This is a genomic window from Streptomyces sp. PsTaAH-124, assembly GCF_000373685.1.
Classification (GTDB): domain Bacteria; phylum Actinomycetota; class Actinomycetes; order Streptomycetales; family Streptomycetaceae; genus Streptomyces; species Streptomyces andamanensis.
The window spans coordinates 218,457-240,056 of record NZ_KB892160.1 but is presented as its reverse complement, the minus strand read 5'-3'; the positions used below and the strand labels follow the sequence as shown (position 1 = coordinate 240,056).

Here is a 21,600-nt window from a genome sequence, read left to right as displayed (position 1 = left end):
AACGGCGCCCGGGGAACCGCGAGGAACCCCGGGGGGCTCGGGCACCGTCCCGGGGCGGGAGCGCGCGCATCGCGCTCCCGCCCCGGGACGTGCACGGACGGTCCGGCCCGCGGCGGCTCGCCGTAAGGTGAGACACATGAACGATCGCATGGTGTGGATCGACTGCGAGATGACCGGCCTCTCGCTGTCCGACGACGCTCTCATCGAGGTGGCCGCCCTCGTCACCGACTCCGAGCTGAACGTGCTCGGCGAAGGGGTCGACATCGTCATCCGCCCGCCGGACGCGGCGCTGGAGACGATGCCGGAGGTGGTGCGTCAGATGCACACCGCGTCCGGCCTGCTGGCGGAGCTGCCCGGCGGCACGACGCTCCAGGACGCCGAGGAGCAGGTGCTCGCCTACGTCCGCGAGCATGTGAAGGAGCCCGGCAAGGCGCCCCTGTGCGGGAACTCGGTCGGCACCGACCGCGGCTTCCTGCTGCGCGACATGCCGGCCCTGGAGGGCCACCTCCACTACCGCATCGTCGACGTCTCCTCGATCAAGGAGCTGGCCCGCCGCTGGTACCCGAGGGCGTACTTCAACAGCCCCGAGAAGAACGGCAACCACCGCGCCCTCGCCGACATCCGCGAGTCCATCGCGGAGCTGCGCTACTACCGCGAGGCCGTCTTCGTCCCCCAGCCCGGCCCCGATTCCGACACCGCCAAGGCGATCGCCGCGAAGCACGTCCTGCCTGCTCAGCAGGGCTAGAAGGGTCCCTCGGAGGGGCGCCGCGAAAGTCGTGCGCGAGCACCCCTTCGGACCCTGTACACTTTTTCTCGGCCGGTCGGAGAAGCGAAAGCCTCCTCCACCACCGGTCATGGTGGGTGTAGCTCAGCTGGTAGAGCACCTGGTTGTGGTCCAGGATGCCGCGGGTTCGAGTCCCGTCACTCACCCTCACCGGAGAAGCCGGTGGCCCGGGAATCCTGGGTCACCGGCTTCTTCCGTTTCCGCCGCGGCAGACTCGGGCAATCGCCGGATGACCGGCGCAGGGGGCGGGAGCGCCGAGCAGGGCTGGGACGAACCCTGGTATCGCGGCTGGAGTACCTGGCGACGTTCTCGGTCGTGGCCCGGTGGATCGAGGAGTGCGCGGCCGAGACTGCCTCCTGAGCGCCGCGCCTACTTCAACGGCAGTTCGGCGAGCATCACGGCGTAGACCGGGGAGTCCGGGAACGGCTGCCGCTCGCCGATCTTCCGAAAGCCCCAGCCCTCGTACAGGGCCTGTACGCGCGGGTGGGTCACGTCGACCAGGAGGACCACGAAATCTTCGGGACGGTCCTCGAAAAGCGCCCGGGAGAGCGCGTCCGACACGCCCTGCCCGCGCCAGGAGGGGTGGACGGCCAGCTCGGAGTAGGCGAATGTCCGGTGTCTGTCGGGAACTTCCGCCAAGTACTCGCGCCACCACTCCCGGCCCTCGTCCGACGGGGCCCCGTAGGCGAAGCCCACCGGCTCCGCACCGTCGTAGGCGATCACGCAGGCGAACCCGTCCTTGCCGCCCCAGTGATCCACGAACCAGGGGAACTTCCTTTTGAAGTCGTCGTCCCGGTCGGGCCCCGCGGCTGCGGCGTGCAGGGCGATGAGCGTCTGACGGATCTCCGCCAGGTCATCGGTCCCGAAGTGTCGGATGTCCAGCCCGGCGGCGCTCACAGTCGGCTCCATTCAGTGCGATAGCGGTCGCCCCACTCTCGGGCGATCGAAGCGTCCGGCGCAAGAGTGATCAAGTCCCGGTAGTAGTCGCCGAGCAGAGAACGCATCCTGCCGGGGATCGGGTGTCCGGACATCAGTGTGAAGACCGTTGAGGCCGTCGAACACGCCTGGTCGACGTCGCGCTGGTGGAGCTGGGCCAGAGCGAGGCGGCACATGGCCAGCGCCCGGTTGCGCCGGAATTCCTCGGGGATCGTGGCCAGGGCGTTGTGAGAGGCGGCCTCCGACTCGGCTGCGTCCCCGATGCGGTCACGGACGATCGCGGTCATGGCCAACAGCTCGGCCGGTCCGTAGAAGGCGATCCACGACGGCGCGGTCCCTGCGGCTTCCGCCTTGGTCAGAGCGTCCTCTGCGTGCCCCAGGGACCGCAACGCGGCCTGCCGGTCCCTGAGGTTGGCGTGGCCGACGGCCGTACGGGCGTGAGCCAGGGAGGCGAAGAAGGGAACCCGTCGGGCGATGCCCGTGCCCTGCGCTGCGTAGGCGGCATCGACCGCCTCGGTGAACTCGTGCCGATGGTGGGCGAGCATCGCGTACGAGTTCCACACCCGCATCTCCGCGATGGGATCCTTGGCCATCCCCGCCAGGTACAGGGCCTTTCCCAGCAGGACGTGCGCACGGTCCAGCCGGCGGGCGTCGATGGCACTCCATGCCGCCGTGGCGGTGTAGTCGGCGGCCACGGAGAAGAGCCGTCGGCGGATGCGCTGGGTGGCCCCGAGCTTCTGCTTGGCCAGGGCCTCTTGGGCTCCGAGGAGGGCGGCCCGCTCCAAGCCCTCGTGGCCGCCTCGGCTGCGGTCGACCTCCATCAGAGCGTCCAGGCCCCGGCGGAGGCGGATGACATCGGAGGTGCCGACCTGAGGAGGAGCGCCGACAAGAGGGACGGACACAGCGACGGTCGTGCCGGTGGTGGCGGTGAGGAAGTTCCTGCGGTTCACAGGGGCCTCCAGAGAGTTCGAGGGGCGCCGTCGCTCTGGTGCGCTGAAGCCCAGCTCTACGGCGGTACAGCCGAATACTGCCTCCAACGCCTCCCTCTGTCTGGGGTGCGGCCACAGCGTCTTCCCGGTCAGCCAGTTGCGAACGGTGCGGTCGCTCACCGTCCCCTCGTGTCCCGCGCAGATCAGGCGAGCGTTCACCTTGTCGGCCAACTCGGCCTGCGTCAGCCCGCTCTCGCGCAGGGCACCGGCGAGGCTCCCGTTCTCCGTCACGTACCCAAAGTAGCGATCCGGTTCCCCTTGGTATCAGGGCTGCCGCGGAATTTCCGGTGCCCGCTGACGCGCACAGCACGGATTTTTCCTGCCGCCGGGAGGTCATGAGCCGTTCACTCGGGTACGGCCACACCGCAACCGCACTCCCAGAGGTCCTGATGACTGTGATGGCAAGGCCACACCCCACGGGGCGCCCCGGCTACTCCGAGACCCTCCCTGCTCTGGAGGAGAGTGCCGGGATCGCCCGCAAGCTCGTCCGTACGGCTCTGGCCGCCTGGCACCTGGAGGAACTGGCCGACACCTCGATACTGGTCGTCTCGGAGCTGGTGGCCAACGCGGTCAAGCACACGGACAGCCGCGTGATCCGCATCGTCGTCTCCCGGCCGGGCGAACGGTTCGTACGGATCGGCGTGGTCGACACAGCCCGGGGACTGCCGGAACCGGCTGAGCCCGGGGACGGCCTCCTCACCAACGGCCGGGGACTCCTGCTGGTCGACGCCCTCGCCGAGCGCTGGGGAGCCGACCCACACCCCTGGGGCAAGCAGGTCTGGGCCGAGCTGGACTGTGGGGTCGCCCGGTGACCGGGCGGGAGCCCTGGGTGGGCGACCAGGTGCACGACGGACACGCGAACCGGGAGGGCGTGATCACCGACGTGAAGAAGGGGACGTACGTCCTGCGCCCCCTCGGCAGGTACTCGGGCGGGACATGGCCGGCCTCCGACCCGGCGCAGCTCACTGTCACCGTGCCTCGCGAGGAACGGCTCCGCGAGTGGAGGCAGGCGTGGTCGTGCGCAGTACCGCCTTCTCCCTGACCGAGCGGCCGCCCGAGGCGACTTCGACGCCGCGACCACCGCGGCCGCGCCGAGGCCCTCCCGTCGTTCTCGGCGCCTCGCCGCCCCCCCCTCCCCTCAGTCCGGCAGGTTGCCGTCGCCGCCCAGGTTGGCGACCATGCGGCGCAGGACGTCGATCGTGGTCGCGAAGTCGGCCGGGGCGATGCCCTGGTGTGTCTGCCGGTGGACGCGTGCGCCGCGTTCCCTGGCGCGGGCGAGGCCGCTCTCGCCTGCCTCGGTCAGGGTCATGAGTCCCGCGTCCTCCGTGAGCCAGCCGCGGCCGGTGAGGTCGTCGAAGACGGCGTCGAAGTCGGTACCGAGGTCGTCCCACTTCGCCAGCCGCTCGGTCAGTGCGGCGCGGGTCCACCTGCCGGGGTCCCCGGCCACGTGGTTGAGTGTCCACCAGTGCGGCTGTGTGAGGTCCTCCACCGCAAGCTGTTCGCGGATGGCGCCGACCACCAGCCGGTACGCCACGCCGGTCCACGCCCCGATGGGCTGGGCGGCCAACTCCTCCTGCGTGTACTCCTTGAGCGTCGTGCTCATGTGCCCCTCCTCGTGCCTCTTGATCGACGGAATACGATGACCGTAGGACCTCAGGTTTGCTTGAGGTCAAGGACCGGGATGTCGTTCCCCGGAGGCCGGAGGGTGCCCGTGCGTGCCGAGCGTGTCCGTACCGAGCGGCTGGAGCTCGTCCCGCTGCGGGTGGAACATGCGCGGGAGATGGCCGGGGTGCTGGCCGATCCGGGGCTGCATGTGTTCATCGGCGGGGAGCCGCTGGACGAGGACGGGCTGAGGGCGCGTTACGAGCGGCTGGTGGGCGGGTCCGGGGAGGCGGGGGTCTCCTGGTGCAACTGGGTGCTGCGGGTGCGGTCCGGCGGGCAGTTGGCGGGCACCGTGCAGGCCACGGTGCGCGGCCGGGAGACGGCCGAGATCGCGTGGGTCGTCGGGACGGCCTGGCAGGGGCGCGGGTTCGCCTCCGAGGCGGCGCGGGCGCTGGTCGCCCTGCTCGGGCGGGCGGGCGTCGGCACGGTCGTCGCGCACATCCACCCCGGGCACCACGCCTCCGCCGCGGTCGCCACCGCCGCCGGGCTCGCCCCGACCGGGGAGGTCCAGGACGGCGAGACCGTGTGGCGGGGGACGGCACCGGCGCCCGAACGGTGACCGCCGGGCGCGTCAGGAGGACGTACGGACCACCAGTTCCGTGGCCAGCACCGCGTGCCGCCGCTCAGGGGCGGCCGACTCGGGCGGGCGGCGGTCGGCGATCTCGGTGAGCAGCAGGCCGATCATGGCGCGGCCCATCTCCTCGATGGGCTGGCGGACGCTGGTCAGCGGCGGGTCCATGTGGCGGGCGATGGCCGAGTCGTCGTAGCCGACCAGCGCCACGTCGTCCGGGATGCGGCGGCCCGAGGCGCGCAGCACCTGGCGGGCGCCGGCCGCGGTGACGTCCGAACCGGCGAAGACCGCGTCGAGGGCGGGCTCGCGCTCCAGCAGCCGGGTCATCGCCCGGTGCCCGCCCTCCTCGGTGAAGTCGCCCTCCTCGATGAGGTGTTCGTCCTCGGTGAGTCCGGCGTCGGCGAGCGCGTCGCGGTAGCCGTCGACGCGCCGCTGGGCGCCGTAGACGTCCATGTGGCCGGTGATGTGCGCGATGCGGCGGCGGCCCCGGGAGAGCAGGTGCTCCACCGCCGAGCGGGCGCCCCCGTAGTTGTCGGAGTCCACCGACGTCAGCGCCTCGGCCGCCGAGCGCGGGCCGCTGATCACCGCCGGGATGCCGAGCTGGGCGACCAGGTCGGGCAGCGGGTCGTCGGCGTGCACGGACACCAGCAGCACCCCGTCCACCCGGTGCGCGGCCAGATACTGCGCGAGGCGTCTGCGCTCCCGGTCGCCGCCCGCGAAGATCAGCAGCAACTGCATCTCGGTGTCCGACAGTTCGGCGCCGACCCCGCGCAGCATGTCGGAGAAGTACGGCTCGGCGAAGAACCGGGTCTCCGGCTCCGGGACGACCAGCGCGATGGCGTCGGTGCGGTTGGCGGCCAGCGCGCGGGCGGCGGTGTTGGGGACGTAGCCGAGTTCGGCGACGGCCGCCTCCACGGCCGCGCGGGTGGCTTCGCTGACCCGGGGCGAACCGTTGATCACGCGGGAGACCGTGCCGCGGCCCACCCCGGCGCGGGCGGCGACCTCCTCCAGGGTCGGCCGGCCGCCACCCCGGCCCCGCCCACCGTTGACCGCCATAGTCGCCGCCTTCCGTTCACCCCGCCGACAGGCCGGGAACCCAGGCCAGGAATCTAACAGCCGGGGCGCGGCCGCCCCCTCCCCCGCCGCCGCCCGCCGCCGCGGGGAGGGCGGCGGGCGGGGCGGCCGCGCTCAGCCGGCCGAGGGCAGCGCGTTGTCCCGGATCACCCCGGCGTACCAGTGGGCGCTCTCCTTGGGGATGCGGCGCTGGGTGCCGTAGTCGACGTAGACGGCGCCGAAGCGCTTCGAGTAGCCGTAGGACCACTCGAAGTTGTCCAGCAGCGACCACAGGAAGTACCCGCGCACATCCGCCCCGTCCGCCACCGCCCGGCGCACGGCCTCCAGGTGGGCGTGGAGGTAGGCGATCCGGCGCGGGTCGTTGACCCGGCCCTCGGGCGAGATGTAGTCGTCGAAGGCGGCGCCGTTCTCCGTGACCATCAGCGGCAGCTCGGGGTGGGAGGCGGCCAGGCCGGTCAGCAGGGTGTGCAGGCCGCTGGCGTCGATGGCCCAGTTCATCGCGGTGAGCTGGTCGTTGGCCAGGTGGAAGGCGACGTGGTCGGAGCCGGTCCACGGCGAGTGCTCGCTCGCGCCGTGGCCGTCGTTCTTGGTGGCGGCGCCGTCGGCGGAGTGGGAGACCACGGTCGGCGCGTAGTAGTTGACGCCGAGCACGTCCAGCGGGCGGGAGATCTCCGCCAGGTCGCCGTCGCGCACCAGCGTGCTCCAGTCGACGAGGTGCGCGGTGTCGTCGAGCAGGTCCTGCGGATAGGCGCCGTCCAGGATCGGGCCGGTGAAGATCCGGTTGCCGACCGCGTCGATGCGGCGCGCGGCCTCGGCGTCCTCGGGGCTGCCGGTGAGCGGGCGCACCTGGTGCAGATTGAGCGTGATGGAGGTCTGCGCGGACGCGGGCAGCACGGAACGCAGCGCGCCGACCGCCTGCCCGTGGGCGAGGTTCAGGTGGTGCGCGGCGCGCAGGGTGGCGGCCGGGTCGGTGCGCCCCGGGGCGTGCACGCCGGAGCCGTAGCCGAGGAAGGCCGAGCACCAGGGCTCGTTGAGGGTGGTCCACACGCCGACGCGGTCGCCGAGGGCGCGGGCGGTCATCTCGGCGTACTCGGCGAAGCGGTGCGCGGTGTCGCGGTGCGGCCAGCCGCCGGCGTCCTCCAGCTCCTGGGGCAGGTCCCAGTGGTAGAGGGTGGCGACCGGGGTGATGCCCGCCGCCAGCAGCTCGTCGGTGAGCCGGCGGTAGAAGTCGAGGCCGCGCTCGACGGCGGGGCCGCGGCCGGTGGGCTGCACCCGGGACCAGGAGACGGAGAACCGGTACGCCTTGAGGCCGAGGTCCTTCATCAGCGCCACGTCGTCGCGGTAGCGGTGGTAGTGGTCGGCGGCGATGTCGCCGGTGTCGCCGTTGAGGACCTTGCCGGGGGTGTGGCTGAAGGTGTCCCAGATGGAGGGGGTGCGGCCGTCCTCGGCCGCGGCGCCCTCCACCTGGTAGGCGGCGGTGGCGGCGCCCCAGACGAAACCCGTGGGGAAGGAGGTGCCGGAGGCCGTCCGGGCGGTGGTCTCGGGTCGTACGGCGGTCATGGTGAGAGCGCTCCCAGGGGTGGCGTGCGGAAAGGGCCCGGACCGGGGTCCGGTGGGGGGATGCGGGCGGGCGCCGGGGTGTGCGCCCGGCCCGCGGGCGAGGCGGTGCGGGACTGCGGGGCGGGACTGCGGGGCGAGTCGCGGGGCGGGTCGCGGGAGGTCAGCCCTTCACCGCGCCCGCCATGATGCCTCCGACGATCTGCTTGCCGAAGACGATGAAGACCAGCAGCAGCGGGAGCGTGCTGACCAGCGCGCCCGCCATGACGATGCTCTGGTCGGGGGTGTAGGAGGCGCTGAGCTGGCCGAGCGCGACCTGGAGGGTCGGGTTCTCCTGGTTGAGGGCGAGGAAGGGCCAGAAGAAGTCGTTCCACGCCTGGACGAAGGTCAGCATGCCGAGCACCATCATCGCCGGGCGGGCCGCGGGCAGGACGACGCTCCACACGATGCGGAGGTTGCTCGCGCCGTCCACCTTGGCCGCCTCGACCAGTTCGTAGGGCAGTGCCTCCAGCAGGTACTGGCGCATGAAGAAGACACCGAAGGCGCCGACCAGGGTCGGGAAGATCACCGACTCCAGTTTGCCGCCCCACCCGATGTCCGACATCAGCATGAACAGCGGGACCACGCTGAGCTGCGGCGGGATCGTCAGCGTGGCGATGACGGCGGTCATCAGGGCGCCCCGGCCCCGGAAGCGCATCTTGGCGAAGGCGTAACCGGCGAGCGTGCAGAAGAACAGCGTGGCCACGGTGATGCAGCCGGCCACGACGACGCTGTTGACGATGGCCTTGCCGAGGTTGGCCTGCTCCCAGGCGGCCTGGATGTTGTGCCAGAGCTTGCCGCCCGGCACCAGCGGCGGCGGGCTGTCCAGGACCCGCTGCTGGTCGTGGGAGGCGGCCACCAGCGTCCAGTAGAGCGGGAAGATCGAGCCCAGGCCGACGACGACGAGGGCGAGGTAGGTGAACGGGCCGCCCTTGAGCTGCTGGCCGGCGCCGATCTTGAAACGGCCGCCGCGGGTCCCGCCCGGGGCGGTGGCGTCCGGTGCCGGGGTGAGGTCCGGTACGGGGGTGAGGGGACTGGTCGTGGTCATCGATGTCGCTCCCGTCAGGCCGCGCTCTTGCGCACGAACCGGCCGACGATCCAGTTGATCAGGGCGATGAGCAGCAGCAGGACGAGCATGGCCCAGGCGACGGCCGCGGCCGGGCCCAGATGCCCCAGCTTCCAGCCGTAGTTGTAGAGGTAGATGCTGAGCGTCTCGTACTGGTGCTCGCTGCCGCCCTGGGATCCGAGGGTGCCGCCCTGGAGCAGCAGCGGCTCACCGAACAGCTGCATGGATCCGATGGTCGAGATGACGATGGTGAACAGGATCGTCGGCCGCAGCGAGGGGATGGTCACCTTGCGGAACTGCTGCCAGCGCGTGGCGCCGTCGATCGACGCGGCCTCGTACAGGTCGCTCGGCACCGCCTGCATGGCCGCCAGGTAGATCAGGGCGTTGTAGCCGGTCCAGCGCCAGATGACGATGACCGAGACGGCGATCTTGGAGGTCCACTCCCCGTTGCCCCAGTCGGTGTTGCCCGCGCCGAAGAAGTGCAGCACCCAGTTGAGGATGCCGCCGTCGGCGCGGAAGACCAGCGCGAAGACCAGGGCGGCGGTGGCCACGGAGGTGGCGTACGGGGTGAGGATCACCGTCCGCCAGAACGTGCTGGCGCGCAGCTTGTAGTTGAGCAGATGGGCCAGGCCCAGCGCCACGAGCAGCTGCGGGACGGTCGAGATGACACCGATGACGAAGGTGTTGGAGACGGCCGTCCAGAACTCGGAGTCCTGGAGGATCTTCGAGAAGTTGTCGAAGCCGACCCACTGCGACTGGTCGAGCCCGGTCAGCTCCACCCGGTGCAGGGCGATCCAGCCGGTGTAGAGGAGCGGGTAGAGCCCGAAGGCGCCGAAGACGAGGAAGAAGGGGGCGATGTACGCGTACGGCGACGCCTTGTCGTCGAAGCGCCACAGCCGGGTGCGCCATGTGCCGCGACGGCTCGGCGCGGCGCCGGAACCGCCGGGCGGCGGGGTGTGGGCGCCCCGTACGGGGGTTGTCGTTGCCACGGAGGGAGGGGGTCGGGGGTCGGGTGGGGGCGGGGCGGGCGGAGGCGGGCGGTGATCTCCGGCGGGCGGTGGGCGGTGGTCTCCGGCGGGCGCCGGGGCCGCCGGAGCCCGCAGGCCGCCGGAGCCAGGCGCCGCTCCTGCGCGGTACCGGCCGTCGCCACCTGCGGGCGGGGGGCGGGAGCCCGGCCTACGGGCGGGTCCGACCCACGGGGACGAGTCCGACCCACGGGGGGGTTCGTCCTACCGGCCGGGACCGGTCTGCGGGACCGGAGCCCGGCCCGCGGGACCGTCGCCGTCCTGTCGGGTCGGCCGACGAACTGCGGGCCGGTGCCGATCCTGGATCGGTCCCCTCCCCAGGGACGGGGACCGTCCTGCGGGAGCGTTCACCGTCCCACGGGATCGGCCGCCGTCCCAGGGGTACGGCCGCGCCCGTGAACTCGGCCGTGCCATCGGGGCGGTGCGGCTGGCCCGGCGAGCCGGACCGGCGCAGGCCCGAGGGCCCGGCGGGCCGGAGCGGTCGAGTCCCGCCACCGGATCCTCGCGCCGCCCCCTGCCCGGATTCCCGCAGGAACCGTCACGGCCAGGACAGCCCGACGGTTCCGTCCGGTCCGTCCGGTCCATCCGAGCCACCCGGTCCGTCCGGTCCACCCGGTCCGTCTGCGAACGCCCGTACGGCCCGGCGTCGGCGGCCGGGCCTGGTGCGGGCACCGGCACCCGGAGCCACCGCCCCGAGCCGCTGCCCGAAGCCGTCACCGGGAGCCGCCGCCCGGGGCCGGCCGCCGGGGTGCGGCCGTCGCGCGCGGTGCGGGCGGGTGGTACGGGCGGCCGGTGGGACCGGTGGGGCCGCCCGTACCGGCGGACGTCAGCCGATCGCCTTGTCGATCGATTCCGTCGCTGCCTTCCACGCCTTGTCGGGCGCCGTGCCGCGCTGCTCCATGTTGTTGATCTGCGTCGAGATCATGTCCTTGATCGCGGCGTCCTTCGGGCCGAGCACCGCCTCGGGGATGGCCTTGGCCTCGTCGGCGTAGATCTGGCCGACCGGGGCGTCGCTGAAGTACGGCAGCTTCGCGTCCTTCACACCGGCCAGCTCGTACGCGCCCTTGTTCGAGGGGAAGACACCGACCGCCTTGAAGACGGCGGCCTGCTGCTCGGGGGCGGTCAGCCACTTGACCAGCTCGGTGGCCTCCTTGACGTGCTTGCCGCCCTTGGGCACGGCGAGGAAGGAGCCGCCCCAGTTGGCCGCGGTCGAGCCGGGCGCGCGGGCGATGTCCCACTTGCCCTTGTAGGTCTCACCGGAGTAGGTGGCGATCTGGGCGGCCATCCAGGCGGGGCACGCCATGGACGCCACGGTGCCCTTGCGCAGCGCCGCCTGCCAGGCGTCCTGGAACTGCGGCAGGCCCTGGCTCAGCTTCTTGGAGGCGGCCTCGGCGGCCAGGTTCCAGCCCTGCTGGACGGCCTCGCTGTCCTTGTAGACGGGCTTGCCCTCGGCGTCGTAGTACTGCTTCGCGGAGGAGCTGACGACCGCGTTGTACATGGCGCTGGCGGAGTCCATGAAGAAGGTGCCGGACGGCGCCTTCGTCTTGTACTGCTCGCCGAGCTTGATGTAGTCCTCCCAGCCGCCCGCGACCGCCTTGGCGACGGCCTCGCGGTCGCTGGGCAGGCCCGCCTGCTGGAAGAGGTCCTTGCGGTAGCAGAGCGACATCGGACCGATGTCGGTGCCCGCGCCGATGACCGTGCCGTCCTTGGCGGTGGCCTGCTTCTCCTTCCAGGACACCCAGTCGGCGACGTTGATCGTCTTGCTGAGGTCGGCGAACTTGCCCGCCTGGGTGTCGACGACCTCCTTGATGCGCCCGACCTCGATACCCGTGACGTCCCCCAGACCGCTGCCCGAGTTCAGCTGCTGAAGGAGCTTCGGGTAGTAGTCCTGCTCGTTCGCGGTGGTCTCTTCCTTCACCGTGATGTTCGGGTGCAGCTTCTCGTACTGCGCGAACAGACCGGCCTCCTTGTAGCCGAACTGCCCGTAGTCGGCCACCTTGAGGGTGATCTTCCCGTTGGCATCCGAGCTGTCCGAGTCGCCGTCGCTGCTGCAACCGGTCAGCAGCAGGGCCGAGGCCGTCAGAACCGTCGTGGTCAGGGCCGCTGCTCTGCGGCCTGGACCGCCGACGGTACGGGTGATGCGCATTCCACTACTCCTTGTTCCAGGGGGAACGGGACCTCAGGAATCAGACCGCCGGATCCCGGCGGTGCGGACCTGCCCTCTCGGTTCGAGCAGCGGCCAGCCCACTGCACCCGAAGTGCGGTGCGAAGTTGCTGGTCAACGGTGTGCCATATGAGGTAGAGGGAAGGGCCGTTGGTACGGGGGTCCGCACGGGAGAGCGTCCCGGAATCTCCGTGGGACCGCTCCCATGCGGCATGCCGGAAGACTCGTTGCTGCCGGGCCAGGTGTCAAGACTTGAAAACGGCGTTGTTGCGCAAGCGTGTTCCGCACGTCACGTGAATGTGTCGTGCCGCGCATCGTGACCCTGCGGCCCCCGCCCGGTGTCCTCCAGGATTCGCGCAGGTCACAGCCGGGTGAACGGGCCCCGGGCGACCGCGGGGTGATCGTCCGGGGCGACCGCCGGATTTTCTGGGCCAGAATGAGCGGACCCCCACCGCAACCGCCGGAAGGTGAACGATGACCCCCGCCGAACCGCCCCCGAGGCCCGCGGACGTCCGGCGCCCCACCCTGAACGCCGTGGCCGCCCGCGCCGGGGTCGGCCGGGGCACGGTCTCCCGGGTGATCAACGGCTCGCCCCAGGTGAGCGAGCGCTCCCGGGCGGCCGTGGAGCAGGCCATCGCCGAACTCGGCTACGTCCCCAACCGCGCCGCCCGCTCCCTGGTGACCCGCCGCACCGACTCGGTGGCCCTGGTCGTCCCGGAGGCCGAGACCCGGCTCTTCTCCGAGCCGTACTTCTCCGGGATCATCCGGGGCGTGTCGACCGGACTCGCCGACGCCGGGATGCAGTTGCTGCTGGTCCTGGCCCGGGACGAGAAGGAGTACGCGCGGCTGGCCGGCTATCTGTCGGCCCAACGCGTGGACGGCGTCCTGATGATGGCGGTGCACGGCGACGACACCCTGCCCGACCGGCTGGAGGAACTGGCGGTGCCCACCGTGCTGGCCGGGCGGCGCAGCCACGGCGAACGGCTCGGGCACGTCCGCGCGGACAACAGCGGCGGCGCCCGCACCGCGGTGCGGCACCTGCTGGCCCAGGGCCGCCGGGTCATCGGCACCATCACCGGGCCGCTGGACATGGACGCGGCGCAGGCCCGGCTCGACGGCTACCGCACGGCGCTCGCGGACGCCGGGCTCCCCGGCGACGAGGAGCTGATCGCGGGGGGCGACTTCACGGAGGAGGGCGGGCGCGCGGCGATGCGCGAACTGCTGCGGCGGCGGCCCGCGCTGGACGCGCTCTTCGCCGCCTCCGACGTGATGGCCTCGGGCGCGGTGCTCGAACTGCGCGCCGCCGGGCTGCGGGTGCCGCACGACGTCGCCGTCGTCGGGTTCGACGACTCGATCGTGGCCCGGCACATCGATCCGCCGCTGACCAGTGTCCGCCAGCCGCTGGAGGAGATGGGCCGCACCATGGCGGACCTGCTGCTCTCCGAGATCGCCCAGCGCGGCACCGGCCACCGCGCGGTGGTCCTGCCGACGGAGCTGGTGGTGCGCGAGTCGGCCTGAGCGGGACCGGTGGTCGGCTCGTGGGCCTGCGCCCTGGGGTGGGTCCGGCGGCGGGGTGCGGTCCGGGGGGCCGGGGGCGTAGTGGGGATCGGATCGGTGACCCGGGGACGGGGTCCGGGGACGGGGTCCGGGGACGGGGCGTGGTCCGCGCGGGACCCTCTTTTGTTGTGGGAGCGCTCCCATGCATAATGAGGGCCACCGACCCGTGGGAGCGATTCCATGCCCGAAGCGCAGAACGTGTCCTTCCCTCCCTCCTTCCTCTGGGGCGCGGCCACCTCCGCCTACCAGATCGAGGGCGCCGTACGGGAGAACGGCCGCACCCCCTCGATCTGGGACACCTTCAGCCATACGCCGGGCGCGACGGCCGACGGCGACACCGGCGACACCGCCGTCGACCACTACCACCGCTACCGCGACGACGTGGCCCTGATGGCCCGGCTCGGCCTGAACGCCTACCGCTTCTCGGTCTCCTGGCCGCGCGTCCAGCCCACCGGCCGGGGGCCCGCCGTGCAGGCCGGCCTGGACTTCTACCGCCGACTGGTCGACGAACTGCTGTCCCACGGCATCGAGCCGTCCGTCACCCTCTATCACTGGGACCTGCCGCAGGAGCTGGAGGACGCGGGCGGCTGGCCCGAGCGTGACACCGCGCGGCGCTTCGCGGAGTACGCGCACCTCGTCGGCGAGGCGCTCGGCGACCGCGTGGACCAGTGGACCACGCTCAACGAGCCCTGGTGCAGCGCCTTCCTGGGCTACGGCTCCGGCGTGCACGCGCCCGGCCGCACCGACCCGGTGGCCGCGCTGCGCGCCGCGCACCACCTCAACCTCGCGCACGGCCTGGGCACCCAGGCGCTGCGCTCGGTGCTCCCGGCCCGCGCCTCGGTCGCCGTCAGCCTCAACTCCCAGGTGATCCGCCCGCTGTCGCAGCAGCCGGAGGACCTGGCGGCGGCCCGGCAGATCAACGACCTGGCCTGCGGGGTCTTCCACGGTCCGATGCTGCACGGGGCGTATCCGGCGACCCTGCTGGAGGCGACCTCACCGCTCACCGACTGGTCGTACGTCCTCGACGGCGATCTGGCCACCGCCCACCAGCCGCTGGACGCGCTGGGCCTCAACTACTACACGCCCGCGCTGGTCTCCTCGGCGCGGAACGCGCCCGCGGGCCCGCGCGCGGACGCCCACGGCGCGAGCGCGCACTCGCCGTGGCCCGGTGCGCGGGACGTGGCGTTCCACCAGCCGCCGGGCGACCGCACGGAGATGGGCTGGACGATCGACCCGGGCGGCCTGCACGAACTGATCATGCGCTACAGCCGCGAGGCACCCGGCCTCCCGCTGCACGTCACGGAGAACGGCGCCGCCTTCCCCGACAAGGTCGACGACGACGGCCGCGTACGCGACCCGGAGCGCGTGGTCTATCTGCACGCCCACCTCGCGGCGGTGCACCGGGCCGTCGCGGACGGCGCGGATGTCCGCGGTTACTACCTGTGGTCCCTGATGGACAACTTCGAGTGGTCCTACGGCTACGCCAAGCGGTTCGGCGCGGTGTACGTCGACCACGCCACCCTGGACCGCATCCCGAAGTCCAGCGCCCTCTGGTACGGACAGGCGGCCCGGACCGGGCAACTGCCGCCGGTGGACGCCTTCTGACGGACGTCTCCTGACGGACGTCTCCTGACGGACGTCTCGTCTCCTGACGGACGTCTTCTTGGCGCGCGGCGGGCCGTACGGAACACCTCTCCGTACGGCCCGCCGGCTTGGCGCGGGGGCGCGCCGGTCAGTTGTAGGCGCCGAACGCCTTGCTGAAGGCGAACGGCTCCTGCGCGACGGAGCTGCACGTCGCGTCCGCGGTGGGCTTGGGGCCGCCCGCGCACTGCTTGTCGCGGGTGGCGGACCACATGGACAGCCAGCCGAGCCCCTTGGACCTGGCGAAGGCGACCAGCTGGCCGGCGTCGTCGACCTTGAAGACCTCGGCGGAGACGTCGTTGACGCCGATCATCGGGGTGACGGCGACGGCCTTCCAGGCGGCGCTGTCGGACAGCCCGAGGACGCTCTTGATCTGGGCCTGGGTGGCGGTGGCGGCCTGCTCGGCGTACGTGCCCATGTCGCCGTTGTACGAGGCGCCGTAGTCCATCGCCATGATGTTGACGGTGGAGATCTTCACACCGCCCGACTTCGCACCGGCCAGCAGGTTCACGCCGTCCTGGGTCAGGCCCTCGGGCATGACCGGGAGGGTGAAGGAGACGTCCAGGTCCGGGTGTTGGCGCTGGAGTGCGGCGATGGCCTGGGCGCGGCGGGTGTTGGCGGCGGAGTTCGGCAGCGCACCGCCCTCGATGTCGAAGTCGACCTTGGTCAGCTTGAACTGGTCGACCGCCTTGCCGTATGCCGCCGCCAGCGCGTCCGCCGAGGAGCAGGTCGTCGCCAGCTCGGAGCCGCTGGCGCCGCCGAAGGAGACCCGTACGTCGCCGCCCTTGGCGCGCAGCGCACCGATCTGCGCGGCCACGGCGTCGCCGCCGAGGTCGGTGACACCGCCCCACTTGGGTGTGCAACCGCCGCCGTCGGTGACGAAGGCGAGGTTGTAGTTCTTCACGCCGGTCGCGTCGGCGCTCGCCAGCAGGTCGAAGGCGGGGTAGAGGGAGGTGTCGACATAGGGCGCGAAGCCGGCGCCCGCGGTCGTGCCGGTGCCGGGGCCGGTGCCGGGGCTCTGGGAGGACGTGGGGCTCGCGGTCGGAGCCGTCGCGGTCGCCGTCGGGGCGGGCGTCGACGTCCTGGTGGGGGTGGGCGTCGGGGCCGGGCTCGCGGACTGGGTGGGCCGGCCGCTGGGCTGCGGGGTCGCTCCGCCGTCCGCCGAACAGGCCGCGCCGTCGATGCGGCAGCCGGTCGGCTCGCCGGTGCCGTCGACCACGAAGCCGACGGTGACGGACTGTCCCGCGGCGAGCCCCGCGGTGTCCCACTTGGCGGGCTTCACGGTGACGTGCTGTCCGCTGACAGCGGCCTCGCCGTTCCACAGGGAGCCCAGCTTCGTGCCCGACGGCAGGTCGAACTCCAGGGTCCAGACCCTCTCGGCCGATCCGCTGTTGTTGGTGACGACGTACTGCGCGGTGTAGCCCGTCGACCAGTCGCTGGTCCTGGTGTACGCGGCACCGGTCCCGGCCGCCTGCGCGGTGGCGGTGAACAGGAACACCCCGCCACCGGCCACGGCCGCCGCCACCAGGCCGCCTATCGCCTTGTTCCTGCCGCTGATCCTGCGCCGGTGCGTGCTCATCGCGGTGCCTGCCTTCGCTGTTCACGGGAGCCCTGAGGCGCCCGAGGGAGTGGGGGTGCCGTGCGGGTCGGGGGTGGGGTGCGTGGGGGGGTGCGTGGGGGGGTGCCGGGGGGCGCGCGGGGTGCCGCGGGGTGGGGGGTGCGGTGCGGGTGGGGGATGTGGTGGGGGATGCGGTGCGAGTGGGGTGCGGCAGCACGCTAGCGATCCGGAACCGGGCAATCAGGCTGTTCCGGGCGGGAGTCGGGGATCTTAGGGTTGGCTTAAGGGAGGGATCGGGGACGGTTAAAGGTCCGGACCTGGGGGGTGACTCACTTCGCTGCTCCCCCTCGCCTCCGTCCCGGGGCCCTCCCCCCTCCCCCCCCTCCCTCCCCTCAGCCCCTGCCCCCGCCCCCGCCCCCGGCCCGCCCCCGCCCCTGCCCCTGTCCCTCCGGCCCTCGCCCGGCTCTCCTCGCCCGGCCTTCCTCACCCCACCACGCGGCGGCTCCCTCTATCGCGCGGCGGCTCGCCCTATCGCGCGGCAGCGCGGCGGCGGCCGCGCACCGTGCCCCGGTGGCCCGTGCCCCGTACGGGACGGCGGCCGTCCAGTTGCAGCCAGAGGCGTATCTCCGTGCCGCCGAGCACGGAGGAGCCGATCCGGACGTCGCCGCCGGTGGACTCCGCCAGGCGGCGCACGATGTCCAGGCCCAGCCCGGTGGAACCGTCGCTCCCCGAGCCCCTGCCGCGCAGCATGGCGGCGGCGGGGTCGGGTATGCCGGGGCCCGCGTCGGAGACGAGCACGATCACCGCGTCCTCGGCGGTGTGCACGTCCACCGCGAAGGCGGTGCCCTCGGCGGTGTGCCGGAAGACGTTGCCGAGCAGGGCGTCCAGGGCTGCGGCGAGGTCGGCGCGGGCCACCGGGACGCGCACCGGCCGCTCCACCCCCGCCAGCCGCCAGGTGCGGCCCTCGTCCTCGGCGAGCGCGGACCAGAACCCCATCCGCTCCCGGACCACCTCGGCCGCGTCGCACCCCGCGCCCGCACCCGGTCCGGCCGCCGCCGTGCGCGGCTTGGCCTCGCGTGCGGTGCGGATGATGGTGTCGACCTCGCGCTCCAGCTGGGCGACGGCGGCCCGGGTCTGCTCGGCGGCCGGTCCGTCGCCGAGCGAGGCGGTGTTGAGCCGCAGCACGGTCAGCGGGGTGCGCAGCCGGTGGGACAGGTCGGCGGCCAGTTCCCTCTCGTTGGCGAGGAGCTGGACGACCTGGTCGGCCATGGAGTTGAAGGCGACGGCGGCCCGGCGCAGTTCGGGTGGTCCGTCCTCCGGGACCCGGGCGCCCAGTCTGCCCTCCCCCAGTTCGTGCGCGCCCTCGGCGAGCCGGCGCGCGGGCCGCACCATCCGCACGCCGAGCCGGTCGGCGACGGCGACCGAGCCGACGATCAGCGCGGCGCCGACCCCGGCGAGCACCGCCCAGGCCGTGCCCACGCCGTTGCTCACCTCGGCCTCGGGGACGTAGACCTCGACGACCGCGATGGCACCGGAGTTGAGCGCGACCGGCTGGAGCAGCGCGGATCCGCCGGGCACCTGGGTGGTGGAGGCGCGGCCGAGCCGTCGTACCGTGGCGATGTCCGCGGCGGCGGACCGGTGCCGGCCGATGTCGACGGGAGCGCTGCCGCCGGTCGCCGGCAGGTGCACGGCCATCCGGCCGTCCGAGTCCGCCGAGGCGACGACCCGCTCCAGTTGTTCGCGGTCGGTGGTGATGGACAGGGCGGGGGCGACGGCGGCCGCCTGACGCTCGGCGTTGGAGAAGGCGCGGTCGCGGGCCATCTCCTTGACGACCAGGCCGAGCGGGACCGCGAAGGCGACGACGACCATCACGGTGACCGCCAGGCAGACCTTGACCAGGGCCCATCTCATCGGTCCGGCCCCGCTCCGGGCGGCTCCAGCTTCACGCCCACACCCCGCAGGGTGTGCAGATACCGGGGGCGCGCGGCGGTCTCGCCCAGCTTCCGCCGCAGCCAGGACAGATGGACGTCGATGGTCTGGTCGTCGCCGTAGGACTGCTGCCACACCTCGGCCAGCAGCTCCTTGCGGGCCACCACCACGCCCGGCCGCCCGGCGAGGAAGGCGAGCAGGTCGAACTCCCTGCGCGTCAGGTCGAGCCGCGCGCCGTCCAGCTCGGCCTGGCGGCGCAGCGGGTCGACGGTCAGGCCGCCGACGCGGATGACGGTGGGCCGCGCGGTGCGGTCGGGGCCCGAGCGGACCCGGCGCAGCACGGCGGACATGCGGGCCGACAGGTGCTCGACCGAGAAGGGCTTGATCAGATAGTCGTCCGCTCCGTCGTTGAGCAGGCGGACGATCTCCGCCTCGTCGTCCCGGGCGGTGGCGATGATGACCGGGACGTCGGTGATGCCGCGCAGCATCTTCAGGGCCTCGGCGCCGTCCAGATCGGGCAGTCCGAGGTCCAGGACGACCACGTCGAAGCGGATATGGGCGACCTCGCGCAGCGCCTCCAGTGCCGTACCGACGCTGCGCACGGTGTGCGAGGCGTCGGTCAGATGCCGGATCAGCGCCGAGCGTACGAACTGGTCGTCCTCGACCACGAGCACACTTGCCATGCGCCGCACCGTACGCCATACCGGCGGGGCCGGTGCGCGCCTGTGGACAACCACCCGGGAGGCCCCCCACCTGTGGACAACTGCCCTCCGGGGCACACCGCGGAGACGCCGGTGGGGGGCGTGCGGCAGGATGGCCGCGATGCTCAGAGGATTCGTACACGTACTGGCGTGGTCGCTGGCGACGAGCGCGGCGGTCACGCTGTCGTGGTGGGGTGTCCACACGGTGCTGGCGGGCACCGCCTACGACCCGCCGCGCGCCCTGCCCATCACGGCGGGAGACGCGGATGCGCGGGAGTCGCGGCCGCCGGCCTCCGCGACGCGGCGTCCGTCGTCGGCGCGCCCGTCCGCGCCGTCGGCCGCGCCGTCCCGCACCCCGTCGGCGCCCGCCCCGAGCGTGTCGCGTTCCGCGCCGCCCGAGGGCACCGGCGACGCGTCCGCGGCTTCCCCCGACGCGCCCGGCGCGGCCGGGGGTCCGGGCGGCGGCGACGGCTCCGGGGCTTCCGGCGGTTCGGAGGGTTCGGGCGGTTCCGGGACGGTCAAGGGCTATGACACCGAGGGCGGACGCGTGGTGTTCGACCTGGACACGGCCTCCGCGAGCCTGGTCTCGGCGACGCCGGGCACGGGCTGGTCGATGCAGGTGTGGAAGACGGCGAGCTGGATCCGGGTCGAGTTCACCTCGGGCGAGGACCGGGTGTCGGTCATCTGCTCATGGCACGACGGGCCGCCCCGGGTCGAGGTGGGCAACTACTGACCCGTGCACCCCTCTTACGCCATCGGCCGTCCGCCGTCCGCTGCTCGTCGGCCGCACGGCGGCCGGCGCCCGGTGTCCGGTGTCCGGCGTCCGGCGTCAGCGAAAGACGGACGGCGGCGGGGCCGGTGAGGCGACGGCCACCGCGTCCGTGACAGGGGCGGCGCCGCCGGTGAAGTCGGTGAGCGCACGGCCGTGTTCGACCCGGCCGGGGTGCGGGTCCGAGGCGGCGCGGCGGGTCAGTTCGGCGATCGGCAGCGGCCGGTCGCAGGCGACGAGGACCGCGTTGCCGAAGCGTCTGCCGCGCAGGACGGCCGGGTCGGCGACGAGCGCCAGTTCGGCGAACCGGGCGGCGGCGGTGGCGATCTGGCCCCGCAGATGGGCGAGCGGCGGACCGTCGGCGAGGTTGGCGGCGAAGACGGCACCGGGCTTCAGCGCCCGGCGGACCTCGTCGAGGAACTCGGCCGAGGTGAGGTGGGCGGGGGTGCGGGCGCCGCTGAACACATCGGCGATCACGAGATCGGCCCATCCGTCGGGCACCTTGGCGAGCCCTTCGCGAGCGTCGGTGGAACGCACCCGGATACGGGCGTTGGCGTCCAGCGGCAGTTCGCGCCGCACGAGGCCCACCAGCGCGGCGTCCCGTTCGACGACCTGCTGGGTGGAGCGGGGGCGGGTGGCGGCGACATAGCGGGCGAGGGTGAACGCGCCGCCGCCGAGATGGACGGCGTGCACCGGCTTGCCCGCGGGGGCTGCGAGGTCGATGACATGGCCGATCCGGCGCTGGTACTCGAAGGAGAGGTACGCCGGGTCGTCCAGGTCGACGTGCGACTGCGGTGCCCCGTCGATCAGCAGCGTCCAGGCCCGCGCCCGCTCCCGGTCGGGCACGAGTTCGGCGAGACCGCCGTCCACCTGTGCGGCGACGGCTGCCGTGCTCCCGCGCTCGCGCCGGGGACTTCTGGACCTTCCCATTCCCCCATTGTCGCAAGGTCCGGTGTCGCAAGGTCCGGCCGGCCGGACCGGGCGGCCCGACGGAGTCCGCAGAGCACCCGGCCCGACGCACCCGCCGCGCTCGCGGTACGCCACATCCGCCGTACGTCATAACCGGCGTACGCCCCGTACGCCGCGTACGCCGCGTCCGCCGTACGCCGCAGCCGCCACAGCCACCGCAGCCGCCGCGGACCCGTCAGCAGCAGTTGTCCACGACCGCGAGCATCCGGGCCGCCTCGTCCAGGGCGCGGCGCAGCACGGCGGGGTCGGTCGCGAGGTCGGACTCCTCGGGCGGCAGGAGCCAGTCCGAGCCCTCCACGGGCGGCTCCGGGGCGGTGCGCAGACCGCGGCCGTCCGTCCTGGTGCAGGTGCTGCCCGGTACGTCCCAGCCCGCCGCGGTGCCCGCCGGGACCAGGAATCCCAGCGTGTCGCCGCCGTCGTCGTGCAGGACGGGTCCCACCGCCTCCTCCGCCTCGCGGCGCAGGATGTCGACCGCCTCCAGACCCTGCCGGGCCGGTACGGTCACCAGGTCGCAGTCGGCCTCCTGTGCCGACGGCGACGGCCGACGATCGGCGCTCCCCTTGGTCCGCGTCCCGGACTCCACCACGGATACCCCTCCTCGTGCGCGAG

General features: G+C 73.0%; 19 protein-coding genes and 1 tRNA gene. 7 read left to right on the top strand and 13 right to left on the bottom strand.

Features of this window, described 5'->3' with window-relative positions:
• Positions 1-136 precede the first annotated feature (136 nt).
• Together orn and B086_RS0106910 are read left to right on the top strand one after the other, a co-directional pair.
• On the top strand, positions 137-745 hold the full coding sequence (gene orn / locus B086_RS0106915; RefSeq protein WP_018565674.1) for an oligoribonuclease: 609 nt from the start codon (positions 137-139) through the stop codon (positions 743-745).
• Between the two features lie 112 nt (positions 746-857).
• Positions 858-930 (top strand) — tRNA-His (locus B086_RS0106910).
• Between the two features lie 223 nt (positions 931-1,153).
• Here the strand turns inward: B086_RS0106910 and B086_RS0106900 are convergent.
• Together B086_RS0106900 and B086_RS0106895 are read right to left on the bottom strand one after the other, a co-directional pair.
• Positions 1,154-1,681 carry a GNAT family N-acetyltransferase gene (locus B086_RS0106900; protein WP_018565672.1) on the bottom strand — a complete coding sequence of 176 codons (528 nt, stop codon included), beginning with the start codon at positions 1,679-1,681 and terminating at the stop codon, positions 1,154-1,156.
• A complete protein-coding gene (locus tag B086_RS0106895) occupies positions 1,678-2,940 on the bottom strand; it encodes a helix-turn-helix domain-containing protein (RefSeq protein ID WP_018565671.1) in 1,263 nt (420 codons plus the stop codon). Before B086_RS0106895 ends, B086_RS0106900 begins: the two co-directional genes overlap by 4 nt.
• A 167-nt stretch (positions 2,941-3,107) precedes the next feature.
• Between B086_RS0106895 and B086_RS0106890 the strand changes: the two genes are divergently transcribed.
• Positions 3,108-3,521 carry an ATP-binding protein gene (locus B086_RS0106890; RefSeq protein WP_018565670.1) on the top strand — a complete coding sequence of 138 codons (414 nt, stop codon included), beginning with the start codon at positions 3,108-3,110 and terminating at the stop codon, positions 3,519-3,521.
• A gap of 326 nt (positions 3,522-3,847) precedes the next feature.
• Here the strand turns inward: B086_RS0106890 and B086_RS0106880 are convergent, their stop codons facing one another.
• Positions 3,848-4,312: a hypothetical protein gene (locus B086_RS0106880; protein ID WP_018565668.1), complete on the bottom strand. Its 465-nt coding sequence runs from the start codon at positions 4,310-4,312 to the stop codon at positions 3,848-3,850.
• Positions 4,313-4,390: 78 nt separating this feature from the next.
• Here B086_RS0106880 and B086_RS0106875 point away from each other — a divergent pair, with 78 nt between their 5' ends.
• Positions 4,391-4,930: a GNAT family N-acetyltransferase gene (locus tag B086_RS0106875; protein ID WP_037872941.1), complete on the top strand. Its 540-nt coding sequence runs from the start codon at positions 4,391-4,393 to the stop codon at positions 4,928-4,930.
• 12 nt (positions 4,931-4,942) lie between these two features.
• Here B086_RS0106875 and B086_RS0106870 read toward each other — a convergent pair whose 3' ends face one another.
• The 5 genes from B086_RS0106870 to B086_RS0106850 all read right to left on the bottom strand — a co-directional run bounded on the left by B086_RS0106870 (position 4,943) and on the right by B086_RS0106850 (position 11,849).
• On the bottom strand, positions 4,943-5,998 hold the full coding sequence (locus tag B086_RS0106870; protein WP_018565666.1) for a LacI family DNA-binding transcriptional regulator: 1,056 nt from the start codon (positions 5,996-5,998) through the stop codon (positions 4,943-4,945).
• A gap of 132 nt (positions 5,999-6,130) precedes the next feature.
• Positions 6,131-7,576, bottom strand: coding sequence for a GH1 family beta-glucosidase (locus B086_RS0106865; RefSeq protein ID WP_018565665.1), 1,446 nt, complete (start codon positions 7,574-7,576; stop codon positions 6,131-6,133).
• 160 nt (positions 7,577-7,736) lie between these two features.
• Positions 7,737-8,660, bottom strand: a complete 924-nt coding sequence (locus tag B086_RS0106860; protein ID WP_018565664.1) for a carbohydrate ABC transporter permease — start codon at positions 8,658-8,660, stop codon at positions 7,737-7,739.
• 14 nt (positions 8,661-8,674) lie between these two features.
• Positions 8,675-9,667: a carbohydrate ABC transporter permease gene (locus B086_RS0106855; RefSeq protein WP_018565663.1), complete on the bottom strand. Its 993-nt coding sequence runs from the start codon at positions 9,665-9,667 to the stop codon at positions 8,675-8,677.
• Positions 9,668-10,529: 862 nt separating this feature from the next.
• Positions 10,530-11,849 carry an ABC transporter substrate-binding protein gene (locus B086_RS0106850; RefSeq protein WP_018565662.1) on the bottom strand — a complete coding sequence of 440 codons (1,320 nt, stop codon included), beginning with the start codon at positions 11,847-11,849 and terminating at the stop codon, positions 10,530-10,532.
• A gap of 492 nt (positions 11,850-12,341) precedes the next feature.
• Between B086_RS0106850 and B086_RS0106845 the strand changes: the two genes are divergently transcribed.
• Complete coding sequence (locus tag B086_RS0106845) at positions 12,342-13,385, top strand: LacI family DNA-binding transcriptional regulator (RefSeq protein ID WP_018565661.1); 1,044 nt, start codon at positions 12,342-12,344, stop codon at positions 13,383-13,385.
• A 219-nt stretch (positions 13,386-13,604) separates the two neighbouring features.
• A complete protein-coding gene (locus B086_RS0106840) occupies positions 13,605-15,029 on the top strand; it encodes a GH1 family beta-glucosidase (protein ID WP_018565660.1) in 1,425 nt (474 codons plus the stop codon).
• Between the two features lie 127 nt (positions 15,030-15,156).
• Here B086_RS0106840 and B086_RS0106835 read toward each other — a convergent pair whose 3' ends face one another.
• The 3 genes from B086_RS0106835 to B086_RS0106825 all read right to left on the bottom strand — a co-directional run bounded on the left by B086_RS0106835 (position 15,157) and on the right by B086_RS0106825 (position 19,235).
• On the bottom strand, positions 15,157-16,644 hold the full coding sequence (locus tag B086_RS0106835) for a cellulose binding domain-containing protein (protein ID WP_026252179.1): 1,488 nt from the start codon (positions 16,642-16,644) through the stop codon (positions 15,157-15,159).
• 507 nt (positions 16,645-17,151) lie between these two features.
• A complete protein-coding gene (locus B086_RS0106830) occupies positions 17,152-18,534 on the bottom strand; it encodes a sensor histidine kinase (protein ID WP_018565658.1) in 1,383 nt (460 codons plus the stop codon).
• A complete protein-coding gene (locus B086_RS0106825; RefSeq protein WP_018565657.1) occupies positions 18,531-19,235 on the bottom strand; it encodes a response regulator transcription factor in 705 nt (234 codons plus the stop codon). Before B086_RS0106825 ends, B086_RS0106830 begins: the two co-directional genes overlap by 4 nt.
• A gap of 139 nt (positions 19,236-19,374) precedes the next feature.
• On the opposite strand from B086_RS0106825, the gene B086_RS0106820 reads away from it, so the two are divergent.
• Entirely contained in the window at positions 19,375-19,986 is a 612-nt protein-coding gene (locus B086_RS0106820; protein WP_026252178.1) for a hypothetical protein, read from the top strand.
• 96 nt (positions 19,987-20,082) lie between these two features.
• On the opposite strand, the gene B086_RS0106815 is transcribed toward B086_RS0106820, so the two are convergent.
• On the bottom strand, positions 20,083-20,952 hold the full coding sequence (locus B086_RS0106815) for a spermidine synthase (protein WP_026252177.1): 870 nt from the start codon (positions 20,950-20,952) through the stop codon (positions 20,083-20,085).
• Positions 20,953-21,166: 214 nt separating this feature from the next.
• The gene (locus tag B086_RS0106810) at positions 21,167-21,577 is read right to left on the bottom strand and encodes a hypothetical protein (RefSeq protein WP_018565654.1); all 411 of its coding nucleotides are present in this window, start codon (positions 21,575-21,577) and stop codon (positions 21,167-21,169) included.
• Positions 21,578-21,600: the final 23 nt, after the last annotated feature.

What these genes read in the sequence shown, in the direction of transcription:
- orn (WP_018565674.1), top strand. Translation starts at nt 137, where the DNA reads ATGAACGATCGCATGGTGTGGATCGACTGCGAGATGACCGGCCTCTCG.
- B086_RS0106890 (WP_018565670.1), top strand. Translation starts at nt 3,108, where the DNA reads ATGGCAAGGCCACACCCCACGGGGCGCCCCGGCTACTCCGAGACCCTC.
- B086_RS0106880 (WP_018565668.1), bottom strand. Translation starts at nt 4,312, where the DNA reads ATGAGCACGACGCTCAAGGAGTACACGCAGGAGGAGTTGGCCGCCCAG.
- B086_RS0106875 (WP_037872941.1), top strand. Translation starts at nt 4,391, where the DNA reads ATGTCGTTCCCCGGAGGCCGGAGGGTGCCCGTGCGTGCCGAGCGTGTC.
- B086_RS0106870 (WP_018565666.1), bottom strand. Translation starts at nt 5,998, where the DNA reads ATGGCGGTCAACGGTGGGCGGGGCCGGGGTGGCGGCCGGCCGACCCTG.
- B086_RS0106865 (WP_018565665.1), bottom strand. Translation starts at nt 7,576, where the DNA reads ATGACCGCCGTACGACCCGAGACCACCGCCCGGACGGCCTCCGGCACC.
- B086_RS0106860 (WP_018565664.1), bottom strand. Translation starts at nt 8,660, where the DNA reads ATGACCACGACCAGTCCCCTCACCCCCGTACCGGACCTCACCCCGGCA.
- B086_RS0106850 (WP_018565662.1), bottom strand. Translation starts at nt 11,849, where the DNA reads ATGCGCATCACCCGTACCGTCGGCGGTCCAGGCCGCAGAGCAGCGGCC.
- B086_RS0106845 (WP_018565661.1), top strand. Translation starts at nt 12,342, where the DNA reads ATGACCCCCGCCGAACCGCCCCCGAGGCCCGCGGACGTCCGGCGCCCC.
- B086_RS0106840 (WP_018565660.1), top strand. Translation starts at nt 13,605, where the DNA reads ATGCCCGAAGCGCAGAACGTGTCCTTCCCTCCCTCCTTCCTCTGGGGC.
- B086_RS0106835 (WP_026252179.1), bottom strand. Translation starts at nt 16,644, where the DNA reads ATGAGCACGCACCGGCGCAGGATCAGCGGCAGGAACAAGGCGATAGGC.
- B086_RS0106830 (WP_018565658.1), bottom strand. Translation starts at nt 18,534, where the DNA reads ATGAGATGGGCCCTGGTCAAGGTCTGCCTGGCGGTCACCGTGATGGTC.
- B086_RS0106825 (WP_018565657.1), bottom strand. Translation starts at nt 19,235, where the DNA reads ATGGCAAGTGTGCTCGTGGTCGAGGACGACCAGTTCGTACGCTCGGCG.
- B086_RS0106820 (WP_026252178.1), top strand. Translation starts at nt 19,375, where the DNA reads ATGCTCAGAGGATTCGTACACGTACTGGCGTGGTCGCTGGCGACGAGC.
- B086_RS0106815 (WP_026252177.1), bottom strand. Translation starts at nt 20,952, where the DNA reads ATGGGAAGGTCCAGAAGTCCCCGGCGCGAGCGCGGGAGCACGGCAGCC.